The 25,823-nt window shown below is 62.2% G+C and carries 25 protein-coding genes; 14 read left to right on the forward strand and 11 right to left on the reverse strand.

Features of this window, described 5'->3' with window-relative positions; genetic code table 11:
* Positions 1–5: 5 nt before the first annotated feature.
* The 8 genes from ACFSCT_RS18020 to ACFSCT_RS18055 form a co-directional block, all read right to left on the reverse strand.
* Complete coding sequence (locus ACFSCT_RS18020) at positions 6–908, reverse strand: ribose-phosphate diphosphokinase (RefSeq protein ID WP_043847455.1); 903 nt, start codon at positions 906–908, stop codon at positions 6–8.
* Positions 905–2,413 (reverse strand): thymidine phosphorylase family protein, encoded by a 1,509-nt coding sequence (locus tag ACFSCT_RS18025; protein ID WP_043847457.1) that lies wholly within the window; start codon positions 2,411–2,413, stop codon positions 905–907. Before ACFSCT_RS18025 ends, ACFSCT_RS18020 begins: the two co-directional genes overlap by 4 nt.
* The gene (locus ACFSCT_RS18030; RefSeq protein ID WP_043847458.1) at positions 2,410–3,792 is read right to left on the reverse strand and encodes an MBL fold metallo-hydrolase; all 1,383 of its coding nucleotides are present in this window, start codon (positions 3,790–3,792) and stop codon (positions 2,410–2,412) included. The genes ACFSCT_RS18025 and ACFSCT_RS18030 overlap by 4 nt, the downstream gene beginning before the upstream one ends.
* 2 nt (positions 3,793–3,794) lie before the next feature.
* Positions 3,795–4,154 (reverse strand): DUF5676 family membrane protein, encoded by a 360-nt coding sequence (locus ACFSCT_RS18035; protein WP_043847459.1) that lies wholly within the window; start codon positions 4,152–4,154, stop codon positions 3,795–3,797.
* A 109-nt stretch (positions 4,155–4,263) separates the two neighbouring features.
* Positions 4,264–4,428, reverse strand: coding sequence for a hypothetical protein (locus ACFSCT_RS18040; RefSeq protein ID WP_157835932.1), 165 nt, complete (start codon positions 4,426–4,428; stop codon positions 4,264–4,266).
* A 183-nt stretch (positions 4,429–4,611) separates the two neighbouring features.
* Positions 4,612–5,808, reverse strand: a complete 1,197-nt coding sequence (locus ACFSCT_RS18045; protein WP_379145118.1) for a phospholipase D-like domain-containing protein — start codon at positions 5,806–5,808, stop codon at positions 4,612–4,614.
* Between the two features lie 124 nt (positions 5,809–5,932).
* Positions 5,933–6,793 carry a hypothetical protein gene (locus ACFSCT_RS18050; RefSeq protein ID WP_271118265.1) on the reverse strand — a complete coding sequence of 287 codons (861 nt, stop codon included), beginning with the start codon at positions 6,791–6,793 and terminating at the stop codon, positions 5,933–5,935.
* A 68-nt stretch (positions 6,794–6,861) separates the two neighbouring features.
* On the reverse strand, positions 6,862–7,404 hold the full coding sequence (locus ACFSCT_RS18055; RefSeq protein ID WP_353620703.1) for a proton-conducting transporter transmembrane domain-containing protein: 543 nt from the start codon (positions 7,402–7,404) through the stop codon (positions 6,862–6,864).
* Between the two features lie 177 nt (positions 7,405–7,581).
* Between ACFSCT_RS18055 and ACFSCT_RS18060 the strand changes: the two genes are divergently transcribed.
* The gene (locus ACFSCT_RS18060; RefSeq protein ID WP_271118266.1) at positions 7,582–8,268 is read left to right on the forward strand and encodes a DUF6629 family protein; all 687 of its coding nucleotides are present in this window, start codon (positions 7,582–7,584) and stop codon (positions 8,266–8,268) included.
* A gap of 877 nt (positions 8,269–9,145) precedes the next feature.
* Here ACFSCT_RS18060 and ACFSCT_RS18065 read toward each other — a convergent pair.
* Complete coding sequence (locus ACFSCT_RS18065) at positions 9,146–9,787, reverse strand: RNA polymerase sigma factor (protein ID WP_240477028.1); 642 nt, start codon at positions 9,785–9,787, stop codon at positions 9,146–9,148.
* A gap of 370 nt (positions 9,788–10,157) precedes the next feature.
* Here ACFSCT_RS18065 and ACFSCT_RS18070 point away from each other — a divergent pair, with 370 nt between their 5' ends.
* From ACFSCT_RS18070 to ACFSCT_RS18110, 9 genes are read left to right on the forward strand one after another with little or no spacing between them, the layout of a single operon-like run.
* A complete protein-coding gene (locus ACFSCT_RS18070; protein ID WP_043847423.1) occupies positions 10,158–10,520 on the forward strand; it encodes an NADH-quinone oxidoreductase subunit A in 363 nt (120 codons plus the stop codon).
* Positions 10,517–12,694 (forward strand): heavy metal-binding domain-containing protein, encoded by a 2,178-nt coding sequence (locus ACFSCT_RS18075; protein WP_379145120.1) that lies wholly within the window; start codon positions 10,517–10,519, stop codon positions 12,692–12,694. The genes ACFSCT_RS18070 and ACFSCT_RS18075 overlap by 4 nt, the downstream gene beginning before the upstream one ends.
* Positions 12,691–13,590 carry a complex I subunit 1/NuoH family protein gene (locus tag ACFSCT_RS18080; protein WP_043847419.1) on the forward strand — a complete coding sequence of 300 codons (900 nt, stop codon included), beginning with the start codon at positions 12,691–12,693 and terminating at the stop codon, positions 13,588–13,590. Before ACFSCT_RS18075 ends, ACFSCT_RS18080 begins: the two co-directional genes overlap by 4 nt.
* Entirely contained in the window at positions 13,587–14,105 is a 519-nt protein-coding gene (locus tag ACFSCT_RS18085; RefSeq protein WP_078523484.1) for an NADH-quinone oxidoreductase subunit J family protein, read from the forward strand. Before ACFSCT_RS18080 ends, ACFSCT_RS18085 begins: the two co-directional genes overlap by 4 nt.
* Positions 14,102–14,413 carry an NADH-quinone oxidoreductase subunit NuoK gene (nuoK, locus tag ACFSCT_RS18090; protein ID WP_050532696.1) on the forward strand — a complete coding sequence of 104 codons (312 nt, stop codon included), beginning with the start codon at positions 14,102–14,104 and terminating at the stop codon, positions 14,411–14,413. The genes ACFSCT_RS18085 and nuoK overlap by 4 nt, the downstream gene beginning before the upstream one ends.
* Positions 14,410–16,308, forward strand: a complete 1,899-nt coding sequence (locus tag ACFSCT_RS18095) for an NADH-quinone oxidoreductase subunit 5 family protein (protein ID WP_216034233.1) — start codon at positions 14,410–14,412, stop codon at positions 16,306–16,308. Before nuoK ends, ACFSCT_RS18095 begins: the two co-directional genes overlap by 4 nt.
* 11 nt (positions 16,309–16,319) lie before the next feature.
* Positions 16,320–17,780, forward strand: a complete 1,461-nt coding sequence (locus tag ACFSCT_RS18100) for a complex I subunit 4 family protein (RefSeq protein WP_379145124.1) — start codon at positions 16,320–16,322, stop codon at positions 17,778–17,780.
* Positions 17,781–17,785: 5 nt separating this feature from the next.
* Positions 17,786–19,147 carry an NADH-quinone oxidoreductase subunit N gene (locus ACFSCT_RS18105; protein WP_078523489.1) on the forward strand — a complete coding sequence of 454 codons (1,362 nt, stop codon included), beginning with the start codon at positions 17,786–17,788 and terminating at the stop codon, positions 19,145–19,147.
* A gap of 13 nt (positions 19,148–19,160) precedes the next feature.
* Positions 19,161–19,382, forward strand: coding sequence for a hypothetical protein (locus ACFSCT_RS18110; protein ID WP_271118269.1), 222 nt, complete (start codon positions 19,161–19,163; stop codon positions 19,380–19,382).
* A gap of 39 nt (positions 19,383–19,421) precedes the next feature.
* Here ACFSCT_RS18110 and ACFSCT_RS18115 read toward each other — a convergent pair whose 3' ends face one another.
* Both ACFSCT_RS18115 and ACFSCT_RS18120 read right to left on the reverse strand, forming a co-directional pair.
* Entirely contained in the window at positions 19,422–19,580 is a 159-nt protein-coding gene (locus ACFSCT_RS18115; protein ID WP_168175262.1) for a hypothetical protein, read from the reverse strand.
* 89 nt (positions 19,581–19,669) lie between these two features.
* Positions 19,670–20,737 (reverse strand): hypothetical protein, encoded by a 1,068-nt coding sequence (locus tag ACFSCT_RS18120; protein WP_112312787.1) that lies wholly within the window; start codon positions 20,735–20,737, stop codon positions 19,670–19,672.
* 226 nt (positions 20,738–20,963) lie between these two features.
* On the opposite strand from ACFSCT_RS18120, the gene ACFSCT_RS18125 reads away from it, so the two are divergent.
* From ACFSCT_RS18125 to repC, 4 genes are all read left to right on the forward strand, one after another.
* Positions 20,964–21,845, forward strand: a complete 882-nt coding sequence (locus tag ACFSCT_RS18125) for a recombinase family protein (RefSeq protein WP_090525067.1) — start codon at positions 20,964–20,966, stop codon at positions 21,843–21,845.
* A gap of 134 nt (positions 21,846–21,979) precedes the next feature.
* Positions 21,980–23,173 (forward strand): plasmid partitioning protein RepA, encoded by a 1,194-nt coding sequence (gene repA, locus ACFSCT_RS18130; RefSeq protein WP_271073587.1) that lies wholly within the window; start codon positions 21,980–21,982, stop codon positions 23,171–23,173.
* Complete coding sequence (repB, locus tag ACFSCT_RS18135) at positions 23,157–24,086, forward strand: plasmid partitioning protein RepB (protein WP_379145129.1); 930 nt, start codon at positions 23,157–23,159, stop codon at positions 24,084–24,086. The genes repA and repB overlap by 17 nt, the downstream gene beginning before the upstream one ends.
* Positions 24,087–24,299: 213 nt before the next feature.
* On the forward strand, positions 24,300–25,511 hold the full coding sequence (gene repC / locus ACFSCT_RS18140; protein ID WP_379145132.1) for a plasmid replication protein RepC: 1,212 nt from the start codon (positions 24,300–24,302) through the stop codon (positions 25,509–25,511).
* The last annotated feature ends 312 nt before the right edge of the window (positions 25,512–25,823 follow it).

Genomic DNA, 25,823 nt, shown 5'->3' on the forward strand with positions numbered 1-25,823 from the left:
CTTCTCTAGTCGATGCTTGTGCCCGCTCGCACCCCAAGCGACCCGAATGCTTCAGCCAGAACGTCGGCGATTCCGATCGCATTCGATGGATGCGGTATGGTGTCGGTGGTGATGATCCTTGCGGCACCGGCTGCCAGAATGTCATCATGTGCGGAACCGGCGAAAACCGCGTGGATCACGAGGCACACCGGCGCGCGGCTGCCCGCCGCAACGAGCCGTTCAATGGTGCGCACCAAGGTCCGTCCCGAAGAGGCGATATCGTCCAGGATCACGGGCGTGCCATCGCGCAACACGGCACTTTCCGGCACGCTGACCTCGACCTGACGGTCGCCGGTCCGGACCTTGCGCAGCACTTCATAGGGCCGTCCGGCCAGCCGGGCCACCTCGGCCACCCATTGCTGGCTTTCGCTATCGGGGCCCAAAAGAACAGCGTCGGGCAGGTTAGTCTTGATCCAGTTTGCAAGCAGTGGGGCGGAAACGGCGCGCACCGCTGGGATCGGGAAAACCTCCTCCAGCCGAGCGATCCGGTGCAGATGCGGATCGACCGTCACCAGCCAGTCGAAACTTTCACCCAGGAAGTGCGCGAAAAGCCGCGCGCTGACCGCCTGCCCAGCCTCGAAACGGCTGTCCTGCCGCATGTAACCGAGATAGGGTGCGATCAATCCGACGCGGCGCGCGCCCATCTCGCGGGCCGTCGCCGCGGCGAAGCGCAACGGCAGCGCATGATGGTCTGGATTGCGTAATGTCGCCAGGAGCGCCACGTCGGCCCCGTCCAGATCGCCCGGCAAGGTCATCAGGCTTTCGCCATCGGGGAAATGGTGCCAGTCGAGCGTGCGCAATTCCGCCCCCATCGCGAGTGCCAGAGTTTCGGTCAGTAGCTTCATTTCGGGAAACGGTATGAGGATCATGGGCCCTCCTCGGACAGCGTGAGAACCCCGGTTTGGGATTCGGCATAGGCCAGGGCATAGGCCAGTTCGCCCGCTGTCTCGGCATGGAGTTCATAGAGCGGCTGGCCCTCGTCCACCCGGTCGCCCAACCGCACCAGCAAGCGAATGCCTGCGCATTTCTGACGCGGCGCGCCTGCCAGCTTGGCGATGCGGGCGATCCGGCGGTTATCCACGGATGTCAAAAGGCCCGCGTGGGGGGCGTGTATCTCGATCCGCTGCGCCGCCGTTCCGGGTTCCCGGAACCCGCCCTGCGCCTCACAGATCGCCATGAACCTGGCCTCAGCCGCGCCGCTATCCAGCAGAGCCCGGGCCCGGTCTCGTCCCTGCCCCGCCACGCCGTCGGGAGCGAGGTCCAGAAGATGCCCGGCCAGATCCAGCGCCCTTTCGCGCAGGTCCGCAGGCGCATCGGGCGCGCGTCGCAGGACCGCCAGCACGTCGATGGCTTCCAGCGTCGGGCCGATGCCGCGCCCGACCGGAGCGATGCCGTCGCTGATATGCAGCGCCAGGTTCAGACCCAACGCATTGCTGACCGCTGACACACGGACGCCGAGTGCCTCGGCAGCCTTCTCAGAGCGCACCTTGGCCGTGGGTCCGACCGGCATGTCGATCAGGACATGCGTGGCACCCGCCGCGGCCTTCTTCGACAGTACGCTTGCCACCAACTGACCGGTCGAGTCGAAATCAAGCGGGCGTTCGACACGAATGAAATGATCGTCGGCGGGGCTGAGGGCGAGCCCGCCACCCCAGACGATGCACCCGCCTTCTGCTTCGACTACCCTGCGCAGCGCGGCGGCGTCGAGCGCAACGGGTGCCATGGCCTCCATCGTGTCGGCCGTCCCTGCCGGCGACGTGATCGCACGGCTGGACGTCTTGGGAATCAGGTGCCCCGCTGCGGCGATGATAGCAACCACGATCGGCGTCGTTCGATTGCCCGGCAAACCGCCGACGCAATGCTTGTCGAGAATGGTCCGCCCTCCCCAGTCGAGCGTCTGCCCGGCGCCCTGCATGGCGCGGGTCAGTGCCACGGTCTCGGGCTCATCCAGCCGCTCACCCGCACAGGCGGTGACGAAAGCGGCAAGCTCGAGATCGGACAGCCGGCTGTCGAGCGTGTCGCTCACGATTGCCGCGAACCCAGCCTGATCCAGCCTGTCGCCATAGGCTTTCGACCGGATCATCGACGCGGAAACGGGCGGTTCGGGATGAGAAAACGCTCCCTTGTCCCCTGCTCGCGCACCAAGCGCCGCCCAAGCCGAGGCGGACAGCGCCGCCTGATCCACGTCAAGCCACGCTCCGCGGCCAACGACATTCAGGGTTGCGATGATCCAACGGTCCTCCAGGTCGATCCGCACACGGGTCTGGGCCGCGAACCCCTCGGAGCGACAGATGTGGCAGTCTTCGTTCATATAGACGACCGGTTGCCGGTAGGTGTCGATCCCGGCGGGGACAAGAGCAAGCGTATCGGTCATCGCGGCCGGTCCAGATAGACGGATTCGAGGTGCTCCGGGACGCGCACGGATCGTCCAAGCTCGTGTTTGACGCGAAATCTCAGGGTGTCCGCAGCCGAAGGTTCCCCGTGGGTCAGATAGGTCATCGTGGGTGCGGGACCGGCGGACATCCAGCGCAGGATTTCGTCGGCATCGGCATGCCCGGAAAAGGACTGGAGCTGAACCACTTCGGCCTCGATCGGGAACTCTCGTCCGAACATGCGCAAGGTTCGCGCGCCATCGGCCAGCACCGCGCCACGTGTTCCGCCGGCCTGAAAGCCGGACAGCAGGATCGTGTTCCGCCTGTCGCCGCCAAAGCTTGCCAGATGGTGCAGGATGCGCCCGCCGGTCAGCATTCCGCTGGCGGAGACGATGATCATCGGGCCCTGGCGCGTGTTCAGATCCTTCGATTGCTCGACCGTGTTGACGCGCTTGGCAATCTCGAACATCGCGACGCAGTCTTCGCGGCTGACGTGATGCTCTGCGTGGTGGCGGTGATAGATATCGGTCGCATCCACGGCCATCGGGCTGTTGAGGAACACCGGTACATAGGGAATGTCCCCCCGCGCCATGAGCCGCGCGATATGCAGCATCACCCCCTGCGCCCGTCCGACCGCAAATGACGGGATCAGTACCGTGCCGCCACGGGCAAACGTGCGCTTCAGGACTGGGGCCAGTTCGGCCTCGGGGTCGGTATCGGGATGGGAGCGATTGCCGTAGGTGGATTCGCAGACCAGCACATCGGCTCCACCGAACGGTTTCGGCGGCCGCATCAGCGGATCGGGATCATGGCCCAGATCGCCGCTGAAATGGACGACCCTGTCGCCGATCTCGAAACGGATCTGGGCGGCGCCCAGAAGGTGCCCGGCCGGGATGAAACGGGCGGCGACCCCGTCGCCGAGGTCGATCCTCTGATCGAAGCCATGCGGCCGAAGGCGTTCCAGCGCCGCCTCTGCATCCTTGAGCGTATAGAGCGGTTTGGGGTTCTTGTGTTTGGAAAACCCCCTCCGGGCGGCAAAGCGCGCCTCTTCTTCCTGAATGTGTCCGCTGTCGGGCAGGATAAGCCCGCAAAGGTCTGCTGTCGCCTCGGTGCAGTGGACCCGGCCGCCGAACCCCGCCCGGATCAGCGCCGGCAGGTATCCCGAATGGTCGAGATGTGCATGTGTGAGCAGCACAGTGTCGATCGTGTTCGGACGCACGGGAAACGTTTTGCGGTTGCGTTCTCGCAGGTTCTTGAACCCCTGGAACAGGCCGCAATCCACGAGAATGCGCCGTCCCATGGCCTCGATCAGATAACGCGATCCCGTCACGGTCCCGGCGGCACCCAGAAAGCGTAGTTTCGGACGTGTGATTTGTGTCATGCCTAAGTCTCCCTATTCGCGATGGCGTTGAAGAGCCCGCCGAAGATCAACGCGGCATACCAGCCATAGAGAAAGCTCTCGACCAGACCGACGATGAAGCCAAGCGGTGTCAGCCAGACGAACCCTGGCAGCAGGCCGGACCAGGTCTGGTACATCGCATAGCCGGGAAAGATCAGATCGAACGCGATGCAGACCAGATAGGTCACCGCCAGAAACAGGCTCAGCGCCCAGCCCAGCGGCACAAGTGGCAGGCGCGCGCGCCCCGTCGCGGTATCCGCGCCCATGACACATGCCCCGCACGTCATGCGCAGGGCCAGGAAAAGGATCGCCGCGACTGCGGTGAAATAGATGATAGGCATCATGGCTTGTTCCCTCCTCGCCGCCGGTGGGACCGGTCCGCAAGAGCCTTGCTATCCGGCGCCGCCGTGCCGTGGCTCGCGCGGGACGCAGATCCCGCGCGGGGGTGTCGTGTCAGTGGCCGCAGCAGCAGCCGGATTTGGCCGGCGTCTCCTTGGCGGATTCCGTGACGCGCGGCTCGGGCTTGGCTTGGCCCTGCGCGTCGGATTTGCCGCCGCAACATCCGGTCGATTTCTCGGCGGCGCTGGCTTGCTTCGGGGTATTGGAAAGACTGTCCATCTGGACCTCCTCTTGTTGCCTTCGTTCTATAGACGCGGCTCGACGGACAGCATTACAGGAATTCGGACATTGGCGCGTTTGCAGTGTGAGGATGCGGGCGGTCTCGCAGGCCGGAGGCAGTCGTTTGGCAGCTCCGACCGGGACGCCCGATCCGGGCTGGCATGGGTCGAGCGGTTCTGACAGCTACAGCAGTCGTCGCGCGGCCCAGCCAATCGCCTCCAGGCCACGCGCGCGCAAGCCGCGGCGGTGCCACGCCGGCTGGGTGATTTCAGCGGCCTCTGCGAGGTCGCCCAGATACTGCGCCTGCAGTTGCTCGGCCAGGGTCCGATCCCGAGCGATCAACACGAGCTCCTGGTTGATGAACAGGCTTCGGTAGTCGAGGTTTGCCGAGCCCACGATCGACCAAGCCGCGTCGATGACCGAAGTCTTGGCATGCAGTTGGCGCGGCAGGTATTCATAGACCCTCACGCCCGCCGACAGAAGGTGCGCATATGCAGCCCGAGTCGCCCAGCCGGCGACCGGCGGATCGCTCCGGCGGGGGACCAGCAAACGTGCGTCCACGCCGCGCCGGGCGGCGGCCTGAAGCGCGCGGTCGACCACGGTTCCAGGACTGAAATATGGTGAGGTCAGATAAACGTGGGTTTGCGCCATTTCGATCAGCCCCGCATGCAGACAGGCAAGCCGCTTGCGGCACAGGCGCGAGTAGCTCGGCACCAGCAACCCCTCGATCCCCTTGGTATCATCGGGAATCGCGCTGGCCGGAAGCTGGCCAGCGTCAAGCCAGAGTCGCTCGAAATGCCTGACAGCGAGCTCCACCAGCGGGCCCGCGACGCGCACATGGGTGTCTCGCTGACGGGTCTCGCCGTGAAGTCGGCGCGAGTTCAGTCGGCGTATGTTGAAACCGCCCAGGAATGCTTCCCGGCCATCGACGACCAGAAGCTTGCGGTGGTTGCGTTGCAGATATCTCAGCGGGTGCAGCAGGCTGAAGGGGCGAAACCAGCGGAACCGGACCCCGGCCTGTTTCAATTCGTGTCGCAGCCTGCGAAAGTTTCTCTGGCCGGCACCGAAGGCGTCGAGGTGCAGCCGCACGTCAAGGCCGGCGCGCGCTTTTTCCGCGAGCGCGGCCACGAAACGCGCGCCGACCTCGTCGGCCGCAAAGATATAGGACTCCATGCGGATATCGCGCGTCGCGCGCTCAATCGCGGCGATCATCTCGTCGTAAAGCACATCGCCTTCGACGAAAAGCCGGAACGTGCCCTCGCCCTCGCCGAGGTCCGGCACACACATCGCAGCGCGCGCATGTTTGCTCGACCGCGAGACGCCCGTTGCTTTGCGGCTGATACCGTCCGCCCGAATAAAATTTCTGTCAAAGACGCGCATGGTTCCCGCTTAGCGCATCGTGAATCTGGCAGCAACGTCAGGGTCGTCGACTGGTGCGCCGCTTCCTGATATGATGGCGCGAGAACCTGCTTTGATCTCGATGGTGGCGCGATGGCCAGGGCGGTCAGACACCGGACGGATCATGGAGACCGTGCTGGCACCAGACGCAATCGCAAGCGACATGGTCGCAACTGCGGTCTTTGAGAGGTTCGCGATAGCGAAACCGGGCGAGCGGCAGCACGAGGCGCTTGGTAAACGACAGCCGATAGGCCGTCGCCAATACCGAGCGGGTGTCGTTGGCACCGAGTTTTCCGATCAGATAATCCAATCCGCGCGCGCCGGTCCGGTTGAACATGAACCGGTTGACCACGCCGGCACTCAGGCCCGGCTGCAAACTCTGCCGCCAGGCCCTGGAGTAGTCGGTGCCGCGTACCAGGCTCTCTGCCGCCAGTTGGCCCGTTCGCATCGCATAGCGCAACCCGAATCCTGCCAGAGCGTCCTGAAAACCCGCGTGCTCGCCGATCACCGGGTTTCCGCCCTGCATCGCTGTGCGTGGCAATCTGACATTCCCGAAACCGCCGAAGCCGCGCGCATTCTGCATTTGCAGCCCGGCGTGACGTTCGAAATACGACACCGTCGCTGCAAGATAGTGCGCCTGATCGCGAAAGCCCGTGAAGATGCAACTTGCCACCGTTCCGCGTCCTTCGTTCACGAGCAGATAGGCGTAGCCCTTCGGGGCAAGTTCCGGCCCAAACGCAAGCCAGGCACCATCGGGCATGGCCGTGTCAAAGACGTAGCCGACCGCGATGATATCAGCACGGCGCGGTCCGCCTGCCAGTATCATGTTCCCCGACGTGGCCGTGACCCGATCGTTGAACCGCACCTCGACACCGGCCGCCTGGGCCTGAGCCAGCAGGGCGCGGTCCAGCGACCCCGGCGCGCTGCCTCGCCGCAAGAGATAGAAGAGAGGCTTTGCTCCGTGCACCCGGTGGGTCCGTGCGCGGCTGTCGAAGACGACGCCTTCGGTAAGGCCGCTATGATCGAAATCGGCCTCTATTCCGGCCTCGGCGAGTTCGTCCAGAACGTCCTGCGCGTCGGTCCAGTTCTCCAGACCCTGAAAATCGTCATGGAAACGGTGACCGACAGCGCCAGCAAGCCTGGCCCCAGATCCACGATCCCCATCATGAAATAACCCGCCTGCGCCATCGACGAATAGGCCAGCAGGCGCACCTCGTTGCTTTGCACCAGCGCCGCCAGGTAGCCGCACGTCATCGTCATGGCGGCGATTAGCGCGACCACCAGCGGCCAGCTGTTACCGACCGGTAGGTCGCGCAAGATCTGCGCGAAGGCGAAGATTGCCGCGACCTTGGTAATTACCGACAGATAGGCGGCCACGGACACCGGCGCGCCGTCATAGGCGTCGGGTGCCCAAAACTGGAACGGCACCAGCGCCGCCTTGTAGCCCAGCCCGATCAGCACCGCGGTCAGCCCGGCCAGCGCGATCAGCGTCCTGCCCGCCAGCCGGCCCAGCTCGGAAAGGAGCGTCGAGCCGGCACCGCCGTACGAGATGGACCAGCCGGAGACCCGGCGTTCAATCGTGCCGCTTTAGCCTCTGCGCCCGCGTGACTGCCGCGGCGACGCGGAGCAGGCCTTCCGGCTCCTGTTTTTGGGGGGAGCCGGACCAATCCTGCGGCTGACGATTTGCATTCTTTTCAAGGCTGTAGAAGTCGCTTACGTTTGGAAACAGAGAGTAGGCCTGAAAAGGAAAATGCCATGTGCCTGTCGGCCCAAGTCAGTTTTGCTGCAAGCGTTTTCCTTGTCGGGGGTGGGGCCGCCATTTCAATCGTGGCCTTCCAGCGCAACAAACGCTATCTCCCGCTTGCATTGATGCCGCTTTTCGCAGGTCTTCAGCAATTCACTGAGGGTTTCGTGTGGGTTGGCATGAACGGAAATGATCCCCTGACGGTCTTGTGGGGGGCAATGGGGTTCATCTTCTTCACGTGGTTCATGTGGCCGATATGGGTTCCCTTCTCGGTTTATGTGCTGGAGCCGGACGACAGTCCGCGCAAGCGATTGTTCCGCCTCATGGCGCTGATCGGACTGGCCTTCGGCCTGCTGCTATACATCCCGCACGGGCTCAACAGCGACATGGTTGTGGTAGAGCTCAACAACCAGTCGCTGGCCTATGAAAAATCCATGTGGCTCGATTTCATGATGCCGCGGTGGTTGACCAACACGATCTACGTGACCCTCATCACCCTGCCGCCGGCCCTGTCGCACTACAAACATGTGCGCCATTTCGCCTTGACGCTGGTGGCGGTGATCGTGGTCGATATTGCTTTCCTGCAATATGCCTACATCTCTTTCTTCTGCCTGCTGGCAGGACTTGCGACGCTGCATCTGGTCTACATCATCCTGACAAATAAGTGCGCCCGTGAATGTCCTGAACTGTTTGCCTAAATCCGACAAGTAAATGGCGCGCTCTACGGAATCACAACGGCGATTCTCTGTATTTCTTACCGGCCTGTCCAAGGGGTCGTCGTAGGCTGAACGTCAGGGCTTCCGGGACGCTGCCATGGTACCGGCGCGTGAATGGGCGGGCTGTCTGGTCGGTCATTGATTATTGCGCTTCGTCTTGCGGGCTTAGACTGTGTTGGTTGGTTTGGTCACTGTGGCGTCATGTGCTCTGCGGGCGGCCTTCCCTGCCTTGCGCCTAGCGTCGGTTCCTGTCTTGAGGGCTTTTTACAGGGATGGCCACGAGCGCTTCTTCGACAACAATGCCGTCACGATGTGCTTCGACTATTCTGCTGGCGAGCAAAACCGAAACGAGGATACCAACCAGAATGAGAGGTCCGAACATGTCTGTCTTCCTTGCTGATGAACGCTGATTGCGCGGTTCATAAGTGTAGACGCCGGCTCTGTCCTTTCGTTACACACATCGGGGTGCGGTCCGTAACCCGACCACTCAGTGGCCCACACTTCGCCTCCCTTCTCCGCGCGTTTGATCTTCGTCCGACGCCGATACTGTGAGGACTGACGATACCAAAGCACTGGCTATCTGGCGGCGGAACAAAAAAAGAGCTGTTTTGGCGTCACCTGTGCTGAGCCCGACCGCGTCTGCCGCAGACCGAAGGCTCCGCCCTTCGACATCTACCTTGAGAAACAACTCGCCCGACAGCCTTCCAACATCGGCCTCAACAATGCTTCGACACTCGCAAAACACATCCGAAATCAAGTCTGCGACTGCCTGCGCATCTGCCGGTTCCGTGGTCATACGATCCTCCCGAGCGTCTTCTTTATGAAGACGCCGTTTGAAGCGCAGCATTACAAAACCGCCTCAAGACGGGGTGTTTTCGTCCTTACAATCGGTCTCTTCAACAGGATGCTCGCAGCCGACCGGCGGACAGGAGCAATCGTCAAAGCCATGACGGCAACAAGGGCCGCAGTGGGCCATCAACGCGTCACCCAAGGCGGCGCGGGCGCGGTGGAGACGCACATTCAGTGTGCCGGACTTAAGCCCGAGGTCCGCTGCCACAATGCCGCGATCCTCGTCGTCAATGTCAATTCGGCGGATCAGTTCGGCGTCACCGGAACGCAGTTCAGTGACCAGCCCTTTGACGCAGTTGCAGATCACGTCCATGTCTTCGACCGGGTCATCCGCGACAACCGCAGACTGAACTTCCAGTGCGACAGCCTCTGTCAGACGCCTCGACCGTCCCGACTTGCGATAGTGATCATTCAGCGCCGAACGCAACACCGCGTAAAGCCAGGCATCCATGCGGTCCGCCTCGCGCAGCTGATCCTTACGTGCCAGAACGCGGATGCAAAACTCCTGCAGAACGTCCTCAGCATCGGCCCGGTTTCCCAGCCGTTTGACGAGAAACCCCAAAAACGCATTTCTGTTCACCGACAGTGTTGTCTCGAGGCCGGGCGGATCACCGTCGCTGTCCATTGGGATATGGTTTTTGGTTTCCGACATGGTTGCACGCCGCCCTTGCACCGAAATTCCGATCCAGCCCGGCAGGCGGATACATCGAACATGTCGCCATGGGCAGATACCATGAAGCTATCCATTCCAAGGCGAAATTCCAATGTTAGTGATTTTGAAATCAGCAATCCATCGTGCCGATGAAATTTATCCGCATGGTTGCTGCTGACAAAGGCGCCGCGACTTTCAAAATCTCATTGCTTCAAGTCGCGTCGTCAGGTTGGGGAAGTAATTTTTCGTAATCGTTTTTCTTTTTGAGCGTCCTTGCCTTAACGTGGATGGAAAGGACTACGCACGGCTTTTTCGTGCGCGGTACCAGATCTGGCAAAAAAGGCCAAGCACGACAGGAGCCAGTGCGGACATGAGTGAACTGACGCAATACGCCATTCTGCTCGGCCTGACGTTCGGCACGGTCGGGCTGGTCCTGAGCATCTATGCCCTCGCCCGTGCGATCGGGCGGGCCCGTGCCGAACCCGCCAAGGACGTGCCCGCAACCGCCGGCACGCTGGCCCGCGATCCGGTCTGGGTCCGATACCACGCCAAGTATTACGGCTATGCGCTATTGTTTCTGGCCTTCGATATGGAGATGGCGTTCATGTACCCTTGGGCGGTCGTCTACCGTGAAGAGGGGCTGGTTGCCCTGCTCGACATGGGTGTCTTTCTCGCAATCCTGTTTCTCGGCCTGCTCTATGGATGGAGCCAGGGCGCGCTGAGGCGGCAATGATGGATTTGTCCGGAGCACGTCAGGGTCTGTTGCGCGGTTTCCGCGGGTTGGTCGCCGGGGCCATGGCGCGGGACTTGCGCGCGTTCGTTGTTCCCGGTGAGGATGTCGCAAATGCCCGTGGTCTCGATCTGGACGCCGCAGGGCTGATCCGCGCGGTGACGCCGCGCCACGCGAACGTCTTGCTGATCGCGGGGCCCTTGCCCACTGCGCTGGCCGATGCGGCCAGCGTCGTCTGGGCCCAGATGCCGCGACCCCGGTGCATTCTGGCGCTTGGTGAGGTCGATCTTGGCCCTCTGCCCACTGCCGACGTGACGGCGGAGATGTCGCAGGCGGGCCTGATCTCCGGACTGGAGGATCTGCGCAAACTGCTCCGCAATGGGGCTTTTGCACCAGACATCACGGAGTTTGATGCGCCTGCCCTGTCGGAGCGGATCGAATACACCTGCCCCATGCATCCCGAAGTCGTTTCGGACGAACCCGGCAAATGCCCGAAATGCGGGATGTTCCTTGTGGAACGCCGCGTTTCCGGCGCGGCGTCGCACGGCCATGAGGGCCATGAGGGCCATGAGGGCCATGAGGGCCATGAGGGCCATGAGGGCCATGAGGGCCATGAGGGCCATGAGGGCCATGAGGGCCATGAGGGCCATGAGGGCCATGAGAAATCGTCCACGGGTTCTACGCAAGCAGAAAAGGCCCATCATCACGCGGATGCTGTGACCAGCGCCGAGGCGTCCACTTCCTATGTTTGCCCCATGCACCCAGAGGTCACCTCCGACACGCCCGGCTCCTGCCCCAAATGCGGCATGGACCTCGTCCCTCAGGCCGAGGCCGGAGAGCACGCGCACCAAGGTCATCATGCGCATCACGGCCACGGCCATCACGCCAAACCGGCCTCGGAGCCGACAGGCCCCTACACCTGCCCGATGCACCCCGAGGTGACCTCCGAGACACCGGGTTCCTGCCCCAAATGCGGCATGGACCTCGTTCCGCAGGCCGAGGCCGGAGGCCACGCGCAGAGTGGACATGGCAGTCACAAGCACCACGCGCACACGCCAGCCCAAGAGGGCCAAGGGGGGCACGCTGCGCATGGCGCACACGGGCAGCAGGATGCGCATAGCGAGCATCATGGCCACGCAGGCCACGGCGCAGCGCCCGACATCCCGGGGATCGAGCCACATTTCATGTCCATGGTCGAGCTGACGGAAGGCAAACCGGTCAGCCCCGACGGGTTGGTGATGGAATGGATAGACGCTCCATTCGGCCCATTCTTCCCGGGTCTGCCAAGCGGACTGCATATGGTTCTGACCCTCGATGGAGACAGCGTCGCGGGCGCCGAGATCAGAGGGATGGAGGCGGCAGCGCTGCCATCAGGCGTTGCTCTCGAAGACTTTGCTGCAAGTCTTGCAGACGCGGTGCCCCTGTCACCTGTGGCGATGCGCGAACTGGCCTGCCGCGCTGCCGAAGCTGCAACAGGGCAGACCGCGCCGAAAGACGTGCTGACGGCGCGCGCCGCGGCGGTTGAACGCGAAAGGATCGCAAGCCATCTCAACTGGCTTGCCGGGTTGGCTCGACAAGCGGGCCTTGCACCGCTGGGGCGCCGGGCGGCGGCCATGGAACACCGCGTCCGGACGGCTAAAGCGGATGAGGTGGCAGAGCAAGCAACCTCTATAACGAGCCTTCTGCACGTTGCACTCAACCGATCACTTATGGGACCAAAACTGACCGGGATCGGGACGCTTCAGGGAGCATCGGAAGGTCCTGTGGCACGTGCGGCGGGCCATGCGTCCGATGCCAGACACGGCGACGGGGTCTACGACGAATTAGGTTTCGAACCGATCACGCAGGATGAAGGCGACGCGATGGCGCGGCTACGCCAACGCTGTGCGGAGATTGCGCAAAGCCTTGATCTGATAGCCGAGGCGGGCGCGATTGCGATACCAGTGATGCCGCGTGCAAAAGGCGACGGCCATGGCATGGCCACACTGGAAACACCGCGCGGACCGGCAACCCTGCACCTGACATTGAAGGGTGGCATGGTTTCCTCGACCCATCTGACCACACCTTTCGCGGCACTCGCTGCGCATGTGCCCGACCTGATAAAGCAGATGGAACTTGCCGACGCACTGACCGCAATCGCCTCGCTCGATCTTGATCCCTGGAGCGCGTCACAATGAGTATCGCGATGATCCTTTTGGCGCTTGCTGTCGGCTGCTACGCAGTGGCCGTTCTGGAAAGCTGGGCGGTTCACGGACGCCTGAGCCTGACACGCCCGGCGACTTCGGCACTTGCTCTTTTGGGCCGTGAACAGATCATGCCCCGCACGCCCGACCGGCTCTTCTTCGAATCCGGCCCGGTCCTACTGCTGGTCGCGGGATTGCTGTCGGTGGCGGTGATCCCGCTGGCGCCGGGGCTGATCATTACCGATCTGGCCATTGGCGCGTTGTTTCTGAACGCCGCGCTGGCCTATGTACTGGTTGCCCTTATCATGGCGGGCTGGGGGCCAAACGGAGCTTATGGGATGATCGGCGGCTGGCGCTTTCTGGGCCAGTTCATCGCCTATGCCATGCTGATCGTGATGCCCATAACGGCAGTGGCGATGCGGGCGGAGTCGCTCTCCACCACCCAGATCGTCCTGTCTCAGGCGGCGCTGTGGAACGTCGCCTATCAGCCCATCGGCTTCGTCCTGTTCGTCATCGCGGCGATGGGTGTCGCCTGGCTGCCGCCCATCGACCTGCCCACCGGCGGCGGCGATCTGGCGGGTGGAGTCGAGGCCGAATACACCGGCGCGCGGCTGGCCGTCCTGCGGCTGGCACGGCTTGTGATCATCGTCGCACTGGCCAGCGCAACCGTCACTTTCTACCTTGGAGGCTGGCTTGGCCCGTGGCTGCCGGGCTGGGTTTGGACTGCGCTCAAGACGCTCGCCGTGGCAGCAGGGATGCTTGCGCTCGGATCCAGACTGCCGCGCCTGCGCGAGGCGAAGTATCTTGAACTGAGCTGGAAGCTCGGCATCACCCTGGCGCTGGCCAATATCTTCCTTGTGGGCGTCATCGCCCTCGTGGTGCCGATATGAGCCTTGCCACCGCCCTGTTTCTCGCGTTTTTCGGTGTTGCCGCGATCTGGTTCGGGATCGTCGTCTTTCGCACGCATTCCATGGTGCGTTCGGCCATCGCGCTCCTCTTCAGTCAGACCGCCATCGGGGCGATGTTCCTTGTCATGCAAGCCGAGTTCCTGGGCGTGCTCCAGATCATGATGATGGCCACCGAGATGAGCGTCATGGCGATCTTCATGGTCATGTTCATGATGGACCCCGGCGGCATGGGCAAGATGGACATGACACACCAGAAACGCCTGTCGCTCTGGGCAGGCGGGATTGGCTTGGTTGCCGCGCTTGTGGTGATCTGGACCGCCGGCTGGCAAGGCCCCGTGCCCGACGTGCCCGGGGCCGATGAACAGGCGCGCTTGCTGGGACGCGAAATCCTCGGACGCTCGATGTTCATCTTTGAAAGCGCGGCGCTGATGATCCTGACCGCGATGATCGCCGCGACCATGGTCGCCATCGCCCCGCAAGAGGAGGACACCCCATGATCCCCGAGCTCATGATCGCGCTCAGCGTCGGTGCGGCGCTTTTCGGCGTTGGTCTCTATGGCGCGCTCAGCCAGACCAACCTTGTCATGATCATCATGGGGGTCGAGCTGATCCTTGCCGCGGCACTGCTCAATCTCGTGGCGTTCTGGCGCTATCTGCACCCCGATGTGACCGCGGCGAAGATGTTCGTGCTAATTGTCATGGCGGTGATGGCGGTCGAGATGGCCGTGGGTTTCGGCATCGCCATCGCGCGGTTCCGCTCGCGCGGGTCGGTCGAGATGGAAGAAGCGCGGGAGCTCAAGGGGTGATCTGGCTGGCGCTGACGATCCTCGCGCCCCTGGGCGCGGGCCTGACGGCCCTTGCGCTGCGGCGGGCGCCGGAGGCGATTGCGCTAATCGGCGCAGCCCTGGGCCTTGCCGGGGCAATTGCGCTGTTCGCCGGGGTGGCGGGCGGTACGGATATCACGGCCAGTCTGCCTTTCCTGCCGGACCTGCCGATCCGGTTGGTGGCCAGCCCGCTGACGGCAACGCTGGCGCTGGTCGTCGCGACCGTCGCGGCCATGGTCCTGACCTATGCGGCGGGCTACATGGCGCAGGATCCGGAACGCCCCCGCTTTTTCGGCACCATGCTGATGTTCGTGGCCGCGATGCAACTTCTGGTGCTGTCGGGCGACTGGATCACACTTCTGGCGGCGTGGGAAATGATCGGTTTCGCCTCTTACCTTCTGATCGGGTTTTGGCACGGACGCAACGGAGTGCCCGGGGCGGCCATGAGGGCGTTCCTCTATACCCGGACGGCCGATCTGGGCCTCTACCTCGCGGCCTTCCTGCTGATCGGTATCGCCGGAACCTCCGAGATATCGGCCACGCTTGCCACCACCGGCACCCCGGCGCTGATCGCGGGCCTGCTGCTCTTGTTCGCGGCGATGGGCAAGTCGGCGCAGGTGCCGATGCAGGACTGGCTGATGCGGGCGATGGCGGGACCAACGCCGGTGTCTGCCCTGCTCCACTCGGCCACGCTGGTAGCGGCGGGGGCGATCCTGCTGATCCGGACCGCACCGATGTTGCCTGGCGGCGCGCTTCTGGCAATCGGGATTGTCGGCGGGGCGACGGCGGTGATTGCCGGGCTAATGGCACTGGCCGCAACGGACCTCAAGCGTCTGCTCGCCGCCTCAACCGCCAGCCAGTACGGGCTGATGCTGATCGCGGTGGGGGCCGGGGTTCCCATCGCCGCCCTTCTGCACCTGATCGCCCATGCGGCGATCAAGTCGGCGCTGTTCCTTGGCGCCGGCGTCTTCCAGCACGACCGCGAGAGCACGGATCTTGACACGCTTGCGGGCGCAGGTCGCACCCGGCCCGGCATCTTTGCGGGCTTTGCCGTGGCAGCTCTGGCGCTGGCCGGGCTGCCACCGCTCGCTGCCTTCTATTCCAAGGACGCAATACTCGCCGCGGCTCTCGATAGCCCCTCTGCCGCGTGGTTGCTGCCGCTGGCCCTTGCCGGGTCGGTGCTGACCGGGGCTTATATGGGCCGGGCATTGAAGGTGCTGTGGTCCGGCACGCCGGAGAAGCCCCACGATCCAGTGCCGCTTATGGCCGTCGGCATGGGCGTTCTCGTGGCACTCGCCGCCACGCTCGGCCTTGTTTTCAAACCGCTGGAGGCGATGCTGGGCGCGCATCTGGCCGAGCCCGGCTGGATCGTCCCGGCCATGGGGCTGGCGGTGGGTCTGGCCGGGCTGGCGCTTGGCTGGCTGCTGGCCCCCGCCCGCCTTCTGGGTCCGCTGCTTGCACCTGCGCGGGATGGGTTTCCAATTGCAGGGGGTTTGGACGCCCTCGTGGTCCGCCCGGCGCTGGCCCTGGCGCGGCTGTGCGACCGTCTGGATAGCTGGATCATCCGCCGTGTCGTGCTGGGCGGCATCGTCACAGGCGCACAAGCGCTGTCACACCGGATCGAGCGCGCCGAATACTGGCTTCTGGCGCTGGTCAACGCGGTTGGCAGGCTGAACCTGTCTCTCGGACAGATCAGCCTGCGCACCGACCGTGACACCATCGACCGCGCAATCTTTGGCCTTGTCGATCGCACAGTCGCCCTCGGCACCCGCGCCCGCCGCCTGCAAAGCGGCCTTATCCACCGCGAAATGGCGATGACCGTCGCCGGAATCGCCCTTGTCACCGGCGTACTCCTCGCCGCCCCGCTTTTCTTCTGAGGATCGCGCTCATGCCGCTTCTGACCATTGCCACCTTCCTGCCCATCCTTGCCGGTCTCGCGCTTATGGCGCTGCCCGACCGCTCCACGAAAAAGGCACACACGGTGTCCATCGCCGCGACGGGGGCCGTCTTCCTCATCACGCTGGGGATCTGGGCGCGGGGCATCGTGGCCGGAGATTTTGCCCAGGTCGAGGAAATCGCCTGGATCCCGGCCATTGGCGCAGCCTACCGACTGGGCGTGGACGGGTTGAGCCTGCCGCTTGTGCTGCTGACCTCGCTTCTGTTTCTTCTGTCGGCGTTGTATTCGGCGCGGATCGGGGAGCGGGCGGCCTCCTATGTGGTGCTGATGCTGATGCTGGAAACCGCGTCGCTCGGCACCTTCATGGCGCTTGACGGCCTGCTCTTCTATGTCTTCTTCGAGGTCTCACTGGTGGGCATGTATTTCATGATCGCAGGCTGGGGCTATGAAGAGCGGCAACGGGCTGCGCTCATGTTCTTCCTCTATACGCTTGTGGGCTCGTTGCCCCTCCTGCTGGCGATCATCGGGCTTTACCTCGGCTCAGGTACCTTCGACATGCGTGTCTGGGTCGAAGGTACCACACTGGGCGGGCTTCCCGCCATGCTGGCGCTGATTGCAATGCTCGTGACCTTCGCGGTCAAGATCCCGGCCTTCCCGGTCCACACCTGGCTTCCGGCGGCGCATGTGCAGGCGCCCACGGCGGGCAGCGTGATCCTCGCCGGCGTGATGCTGAAATTCGGCACATACGGGCTGGTGCGCTTTGCCTACCAGATGACGCCCGAGGCCTTCGCGCAGGCCGGACAGGTGATCCTCGCCTTCGGGGTGGTCAGCGCGCTTTACGGGGCCTTCGCGGCACTGGCGCAGAGCGACCTAAAGAAGATGATCGCCTACACGTCCGTTAACCACATGGGGTACGTGGTGATGGGCGTCGCCATTGCTGCACTGGCGACAGAGCCGCGCATCCGGACCATAGCTTTGGATGGCGCGACCCTCCAGATGGTCAGCCACGGGCTGGTCACGGGCGCCCTCTTCTTCCTTGTGGGCATGTTGCAGGACCGGGCCCATACCCGCGGAATCGGCGATTTCGGCGGGCTGCTGGGCCGTGTGCCGTGGCTTGGCTGGGCCTTCATCCTGTCGGCTTTCGCCTCTCTCGGATTGCCGGGCCTGGCGCACTTCCCGGCCGAGTTCCAGATTTTCCTTGCCACGCTGAACGGCATGCCCTGGGGGTTGATCGCGATCCTCGCCATCGTTGTCACGGCGGCGCTGTATCTGCGGGCCATCGCGGGCGTGTTTCTGGGCGAGATGAACGACAAATGGGCCGACATGCCCGATCTGGACCGGCGCGAAAAGCTGGTGGTCCTGCCGCTTCTCGTCCTGACCGTTCTGATCGGTGTCGCACCCGGCCGGCTGATTGACATGATCCACACCACCATGACGGGCCTCGGCAACTGATGGAGATGGGCCGCGATCTTGCCCTTCTGGCGCCGGAGCTTACGCTTGCCGCCGCGGCGATGCTGATGATCGTCGCCGAGATGTTCCGCGCGGCGCGGCTGGTGCTGGCCATCGGTCTGGCCGGGCTTGCGGCGGCCACCCTGCTGACACTGCCGATGCTGAGCGTTGACGCCACCGTCTTCGGCGGCACTTACCGGATAGACCTGATTTCGGGCTGGGCCAAGCTGATCCTGCTGCCCGGCACCGCTCTGTCCCTGCTGCTCGTCCGGGCCGAAATCACCGGTCGCCCGCGCGAAGGCAGCGTTCAATCCCTCGTCGTGCTCGTGACCCTTGGCGCGCTGATGCTGTCGGGGGCTGGCGACATGATGGTGGTGGTGATCGGTGTTGTGCTGACCGGACTGGGCTCTTTCGCGCTTGTGGCCTGGCCGCGCGACGATGCGGCCACCGAGGCAGCGATGAAATACCTCGTCTTCGGCGCGGTCACCGGATCGGTGATGATCTACGGGCTGACCTTCTGGTTCGGCGGCACCGGCTCGACCCTGTTCTCGGAGCTGGGCCAGTTGCAGGGCCAGACACTTGTGACCATCGCCGGGTTGATCGCCATCATCGTCGGTCTGGGCTACAAGGGATCGCTGGTGCCGTTTCATTTCTGGGCACCGGACGCTTATCAGGGGGCGCCCGTGTCGATCGCGGCCTACCTGTCCGTCATCACCAAGGCGGCCGCCTTTTTCGCGTTCGCGCAGGTCCTGCGCGACCTGCCCCGTGACGGTGGCTGGCCTCTGGCGCTGGCCGTGATCGCGGCGGCGACAATGACCTATGGCTACCTCGCCGCACTGGTGCAGACCAACCTTGTGCGCCTGATCGCCTATTCCTCGGTGGCACAGTCGGGATATTTCCTGATGGGCGTCGTGGCCCTCGGGGCCAGCGGCTTTGCCGTTCCGGGCATTCTGGTCTTTGCCGCCGCTTACGTGGCGATGAACCTCGGTGCCTTTGCGGTTGTCCTGCTGGCCGGGCGCGATCTGGGCGATCTCGAAGGCTTCGGGCGCACCCGTCCGTGGCTCGGCGCGGCGATGGTGGTGTTCCTGCTGTCACTGACCGGCATCCCGCCGCTCTTCGGCTTCGTGGGCAAATTTTATCTGCTCTCGGCAGCGGTCGAGGCCGGGTATCTGTGGCTTGCGATCATCGGCGTCCTGAACTCGGTGCTGGCACTTGGAGTTTACCTGCGGTTGATGGTGCCGATGTATCGAACTTCTTCGACAGAGCACCCGTCAGAGGTGGGCGCAGTTCTGACCCAAGGAACAGTCGTGGTCACCGTGCTTGCCACGCTGCTCATCGGGCTCGCGGCCGGAATCCTGCCCGGGCCGTAGACCAGACATCGGCATGGATTTGAAGGTGACCGGGCCAGCCCGCCGGTTTGAGACGCGTTCAAGCGAAGAGCATCGGACATTCGCGCGCGCACCTTTTGCGCGCGATGATGTAGATGAGGTGCTGGGTCCCGAGACCGGCAAGCAAGCAAAAAAAAATCTACGCATAAAGCACGAACAGGGTATCGACCACTGCCACAATCGTCAACGCGCATCATCGCATGTGCAAACAGGTTGAAACCGCTGGAGGCGGAATGATCGGGGACAGATAGATCACCTAGATCATCCATCGCGGCATCAGGTAATCTAGGATCATCGTGCCTTCATAGTCGAGGCTTTCCTGATTAACGATAATCTCGACCCAATCCAGATTGTCCGGATGCGGCACGTATGGCGCCAGACGGAACGCCAGACCCGCTAGAGCGCGACAACGCACGATCGCCCCCTGAACACAGATTGCACAGGGGATGCCGCAAGCAACTGTATTCACTTATAAAATGCTACCATCCATCACTGGACGATCTGTCAGCCTGTCGCTTTCCACATCCTAAAGCGCCCCTGCCCGGTCACTTCGCGGATCAAACCGCTTGCCTCCATCCACGCCAGATTGCGCTGAACGGCGGCGCGACTGGCTCCAGTCGTCGCCTCAGCCATTGGGGCGGAGACCAAGGGCCACTGAGAGAAAGTTCTTCGCAAGGCAAGCGGCGTGCGGCCAGACAATTGCGCCATGACGTTTTCTGCCCGACCCGTCCACGCTTCAATATCGTCAAGTGTTCGCATCGCCGTCAGAATTGCGCTGTTCATCCCATCCAACCAGCGTGCCAAGCGTTCGGTTGGCAAACCCGAGAAGCGCAGCCCCCTTGCCCCGCCCATAGCCAGCGGTGCGAAGACGGCGCCGCCTTCGTCGCAGGCCGCGATCCTGGACGCGGTGACGGCGGCTTCGATCTGGTCGCCGTGCTGTCCGAGGCCCGCCAGACTCCAGAGATGAAAGCCCATGCAAGCCCTGGTGATTGGGTGGAGCTCGGCTGCGGCTGTCATTACATCCAGCCATCCGCCCGCGCGACCTTCGAAACGCTCAGCGCTGTCTTCAATGCTCTCGGGATCGCGGCGATCCAGGAAGGCGGCCAGGTCGGCCACCGGTCCGGGACCGCCTGTCAGGCGCCGAACAGCCCATCCAACTCTTGCAAGGGCATTAGGGTCATCCTGTGCGCCCGAAAGCCGCATCGATATCCAGAGCGCCAGACGATCAGAACTCACCCGGTCCCCCGCGAACCAGCTGAGGTTCGCTGCCTCTATCAAAGCGAGGCGATGCCGCCAGCCTTCCGGGCCGCGCAGCAGTCGGTCATCCAGAGCACCCAGACGCCCAGCGACCCGTGCCAGTCGAGCAGCTTGAACGCTTTCTGCCTTTGCCCAGTCTTCGATGACAGCAGTGTCGGGCGGTTCTGCCCGTGGCCCGGGAGGCAAATCATTTGGTTCTTCATCGAGTGGTCCCGGCAGAAACCAGAGATCCTCTTCGTGAGCTTCTTCATCCTCCTCGATGGTGATGAGGGGATCATTGAAATCATATGTTAAAGCAGTTGCTTGGGTCTTCATATGTGCAAAATACAATTCTTTTGCATATTACCCAAGTGACTTTGTGGCGGTAGCCGACGTTTTTTATATAGTATGCGCGCGCGACTGCCGGTGAATCCTCTCTGATCGCGCTCAGCGCAAGGAAACCAAGGGCTTGTAGACAAGCACGACGAGAAAGCACCTACTTGCATTCGTTTACAAACGGTCGTTTATTAGTGATACATAAAATTGCAAACGGCCAGATTTCATGCCCCTGATAGGCTATGCCCGCGTTTCCACAGAGGATCAGACCCCCCTGCCCCAGTCCGAGGCGCTGCAATCGGCGGGCTGTGCCGAGATCTTTGAAGAGCACGCCTCAGGCGGCAATCGCGCGCGTCCTGTGCTCACGCGGGTGCTCGAACGCGTCCAGAGCGGCGATACGCTGGTCGTCGTGCGGATCGACCGGCTTGCGCGGTCTCTGTCGCACTTACTGGAGGTGATCGAGCGTCTGGAGGCCAAGGGAGCTTTCTTCCGCTCGCTGCAGGACCCCATCGACACCGCCTCCCCTCAAGGAAAATTCACATTGCAGGTTCTGGGCGCCGCGGCGGAGTTCGAACGCGCGCTGATACGTGAGCGCACGAAGGCCGGGCTTGTCTCTGCGCGCGCCAAGGGCCGCGTTGGTGGCAATCCTGGGCTTCGCACCAAAGACCCCGCCGCGCTGCGCAAGGTGTGGCTGGCACGACAGGACGGCTACATGGAGCGCCTGAACGAAACCGCGCAGGATTGGGTGCCCCACGTGCGACGCCTGCGGCCGGATATGGCCTGGGAAGATGTTTTGCGAATCATTAACGGCCCCCTGCCTCACGACCGGCACTGGACCCAAAGCCGCCTACTCCGTGCTGTGAAAGCCTATGTCCGCGACGGGTTTCTACCAGATGCTGTGCTTGGCCGCGCCGGACGCCGCGAAACCGATGACCGCCTGCCGGCTATCGTGGCTGCCATCAAAGGCTCGGACCCCGAAATAACACTGCAGGCGATCTGCGACCGGCTGGAATCGATGCGTGAGCGCACCCCTCGAGGGCGCACCAGCTGGCAGCCGTCTTCGGTCAAAATGCTGCTTGAGCGTGCGGAAAAGTTGGGGCTCCTCTGAACACGACACTTGTGTTGGCCTAACAGATTGCCACTAAATCTAGAAAGTGCTTGCACGAATCTGGCTGCTCGGGCAATAGTCTCGAAAAATAACGCGCGGTCACATAAAAAACGCGCCCACGGATCGGGGCAGACATGAGCGAAGCAGAACAGGATCTAGATATCGCCATCGGGCACTACGCGGAACTTCTCGCGTCGAACCTGCATGCTCAGCGCGCTGCACACTTCCCACCAGATGCAAAGAAGGAGATGCGCACTTTGACCAGCGGCGAAGCTGCTGAGCTCCTTGGCGTCGACCATACCTATCTTCGGAAGCTTCATCGAGAAGGAAAGATCGTTGACGTCGAGACGACGGCTGGAAGTCATCGCCGCTATACGCTCGACGATATCTGGGAAATCCGACAGACGCTTGAAGGAAACGCAAAAAAGTCTGGAACTTACGTGCCTGGACGTCGCGACGGTGACGAGCTTCAAGTCATTTCAGTGGTGAACTTCAAGGGCGGGTCCGGCAAAACGACGACGTCTGCTCACCTCGCTCAGCGCTTGGCGCTCAAGGGGTACAGGGTTCTTGCGATCGATCTCGACCCCCAAGCATCTCTTTCGGCGCTTCACGGAATCCAGCCAGAACTCGACCTCATGGAGGGCGGAACCCTCTATGATGCCGTTCGCTATGACGATCCGGTTCCGATCGCCGAAGTGATCCGTAAGACCTACATCCGCGGCCTTGATCTTATCCCGGGCAACCTTGAACTCATGGAGTTCGAGCACGAGACGCCTGCTGCGATCCAGCGAGGTGGAGCGAAGGCGTTCTTCGCGAGAGTTCATGACGCACTCGATAGTGTTGAAGCGAACTACGACGTTGTTGTGATCGACTGTCCGCCGCAACTTGGTTTCTTGACAATGTCAGCACTTTCCGCGTCCTCGGGTGTGCTCGTGACGGTTCACCCGCAGATGCTTGACCTTATGTCGATGTCCCAATTCCTGCGAATGACTGCGGATCTCCTTGGAGTAATCAGGGATGCAGGCGCAAATCTGCGCTTCGATTGGCTTCGCTTCTTGCCAACGCGATACAAAGTCGGCGACGCGCCACAGACCGAAGTCATCGCCTTCATTCGCGGGCTCTTTGGGAGGTCGATCCTGACCAATCACATGGTTGAGTCGACTGCAATTTCTGATGCCGGCTTGACCAAGCAAACGCTCTACGAAGCTGACAAGAAGGACTTCACGCGTCAGACGTTTGATCGTGCGATCGAATCTATGAACGCAGTGAACGATGAGATCGCTGAAATCATCCAGAACACATGGGGGCGGAATGGCAAGAAAGCCTAAACTTGGCCTGCCGCTGCAGACCCTTCGCAACGCTCCTGACGCTCTTGAAGGGCGCCGACTGCGTGGCGGTGTTTTTGAGATCGATCCGGCGCAGATTGTTACCGAAGGACGGTTGGATGACAGGCTTCAGATTGAAGTTGAGGGCCTGAAGAACTCTATTTCCAAGAACGGTCAGCGTGTGCCTGTCTTGGTCCGCCCACTGGAAGGCGATCGCTACAACCTGATCTATGGCCGCAGACGCTTGGAAGCATGTCGCGAACTCGGTATCAAAGTTCGAGCCATCGTCACAGAGGTTGAAGGTGATCAAGCGCTTCGAGATCAGCTTCTCGAGAACCAAGAGCGTCGTGATCTGAGCTTTATTGAACGTGCGCTTGTAGCGACGGCGCTTCTAGACGGCGACCATTTGGAAGGGGCTGAGCGCACCAATCGTGGTGTCGCCGAAGTCCTTAACCTCCACGAAGCTGGGGTTTCACAGCTCTTGAGTGTCGTTCGGACGGTCGGCGAGGATCTCATCCAGGCAATTGGTGCAGCTCCTGGGATTGGTCGCCCGAGATGGGAAGAGCTCAAAAAGGCTTTGGGTGCCTACGACGGTGATCGGGACCAGCTGCTAGCCATAGCTCACGCAGCCAAGTCCGAAAGTTTCGGCTCGGTCGATGAGGTTTCTGAGCGTGCGTTTCTCGCAGTTCTGGCAGCTGCGAAGAGCGCAGAGAAGAAAGCAAGCCCGTCTAGAAAGGGTGTGCCTGCTTTGGCCATCCCCGGTGTTGGAGCTGCGACGGTCAAGACCGGCCGCCAAGGCAAGCAGCTCAAACTTGATCTGACTACGGATGAACCTGATTTTATCAGCTGGTTGGAGGGCAACGCCCCAAAGCTGATTACCGAGCTTCATGAGCGCTGGAAGCGTTCAGGAGACTGAGGAAGAGCAACCAACAAGAAGGAGGCACGATACAGGCAAAAAGAAAAAGGCCCCGAGAAGCTAGCTTCACGAGACCTTTGTAAGGTTTCGCACCGGGATCAGCCCGCTACAAAATCTCAGTTTTCGCACTTCTGAATGTAGCGTTCTGGCCCCTACCCCGCAAGCGCAAAGCGATTCGCGGGCCCTAGATTTTTTGTCTTCGTGGACATTTTCATGGAGTACACACCAATCTCGCCGTTTATGCGGCCGATTTCCCACGCCCATTTGCGCGTCATTGAGCGACCCGAGGCATCTGTTCCAGCCAGACCCGTTAACAAGTGGGAACTCCTGCGCGAGCTCTCCAAGGCGCAAGCGGCCTTTGGGGTCTCGGAACGTGATCTGACGGTTTTGCAGGGGCTCCTCAGCTTCTTTCCGGACGATGCGCTTGGCGGGAACGCCGAGATGGTCGTCTTCCCCTCGAACAAGGCGATCTGTGAGCGCCTGAATGGTATGCCCTGCTCCACGATGCGTCGTCACCTCGCGCGTCTTGTCGAGGCTGGCTTGCTCCAGCGGCGTGATAGCCCCAATGGGAAGCGTTACGTCCGCAAGCACGGCGAAGATCGCGTTGCCTTTGGCTTCGATCTTTCCCCGCTCTACTGTCAGTCCGAGGAGATCGCACGGGCCGCAGAGGCCGTACGTGAGGGTGAGGAGCGCGTCAGGCGCCTGAGAGAGGTCGTAAGCCTCATGCGACGCGATCTCGCGGCCCTCGCCGAGTTCGGAGACGAGATACAACCCGGCCTAGGTTTCTGGGATCAGCTTCGCGACAAGGCTGCACTCACAGCCCGCGCGCTTCGCCGCAAGCTTTCAATTGAGGACCTCGCGGCCTATCGAGCCGACCTTGAAGCTCTCCTTGATCAGGCACGCAACATCATTGATGGCCCAGAAACAGAAGAAATGAACACCAATGATGCCCGTTCTGAGCGTCACCATCATAATTCAAATAAAGAATCTATAGATCTTGAACCTGCTTTAGAAAAAAGCGGGGTGGCGGCGGGTGTGCCAGACGTGGACACGGATGAGCCTTTGGCTGACGTCGATGAACAGGACACAAGACACCTGCCAAAGATCCCGCTCCACCTGGTGATCGCGGCATGTCCCTCGCTTAAGACCTTCTACCAAGGTGAGATCCGGCATTGGCATCAGCTTTTCGATGCGGCGTGCCATGTGCGGCCAGCCATGGGGATTAGTGCGTCTGCATGGGAAGAAGCACAGCGGTTCATGGGTCCGGAGCAAGCGTCGATCGTCGTTGCTGCCATGCTGGAACGCTTCGCCGACATAAGATCGCCTGGTGGATACTTGCGAGCTCTGACTGCCAAAGCTGCGGCAGGCGAGTTTTCCTGTGGCCCAATGGTCATGGCATTGATTGGCCGGCGGAACGCGGCTTAACAGCTGTTAAACTCCGATCGCGTGCGGCTGGCATGGCAAAACTTAACAGCTGTTAAGTAGGCTCTCGGCACACAAGCGGTGTTCGAGAGAAAAAAGTTAGGGGGTTAAGGTGTGGCAGTATTTGAGACCGTGAAAGAGGCTTTCGCCTTCGTCGCGGCTAAGATCTGATGACGAGGGCATCCCGATCATCATGGTAAGATCTCAGCTGGTGACCATAGCTGCTAGTAGCGCAAAGGCGGCTAGCGAAGAACATACAGAGTGTTGCGCTGCAGCCAACCTAGGCTCCAGACGGAGTTGTCACGTTAATCGGGT

It is taken from the genome of Paracoccus pacificus (assembly GCF_042680785.1).
In the GTDB taxonomy this organism is placed as follows: domain Bacteria; phylum Pseudomonadota; class Alphaproteobacteria; order Rhodobacterales; family Rhodobacteraceae; genus Paracoccus; species Paracoccus pacificus.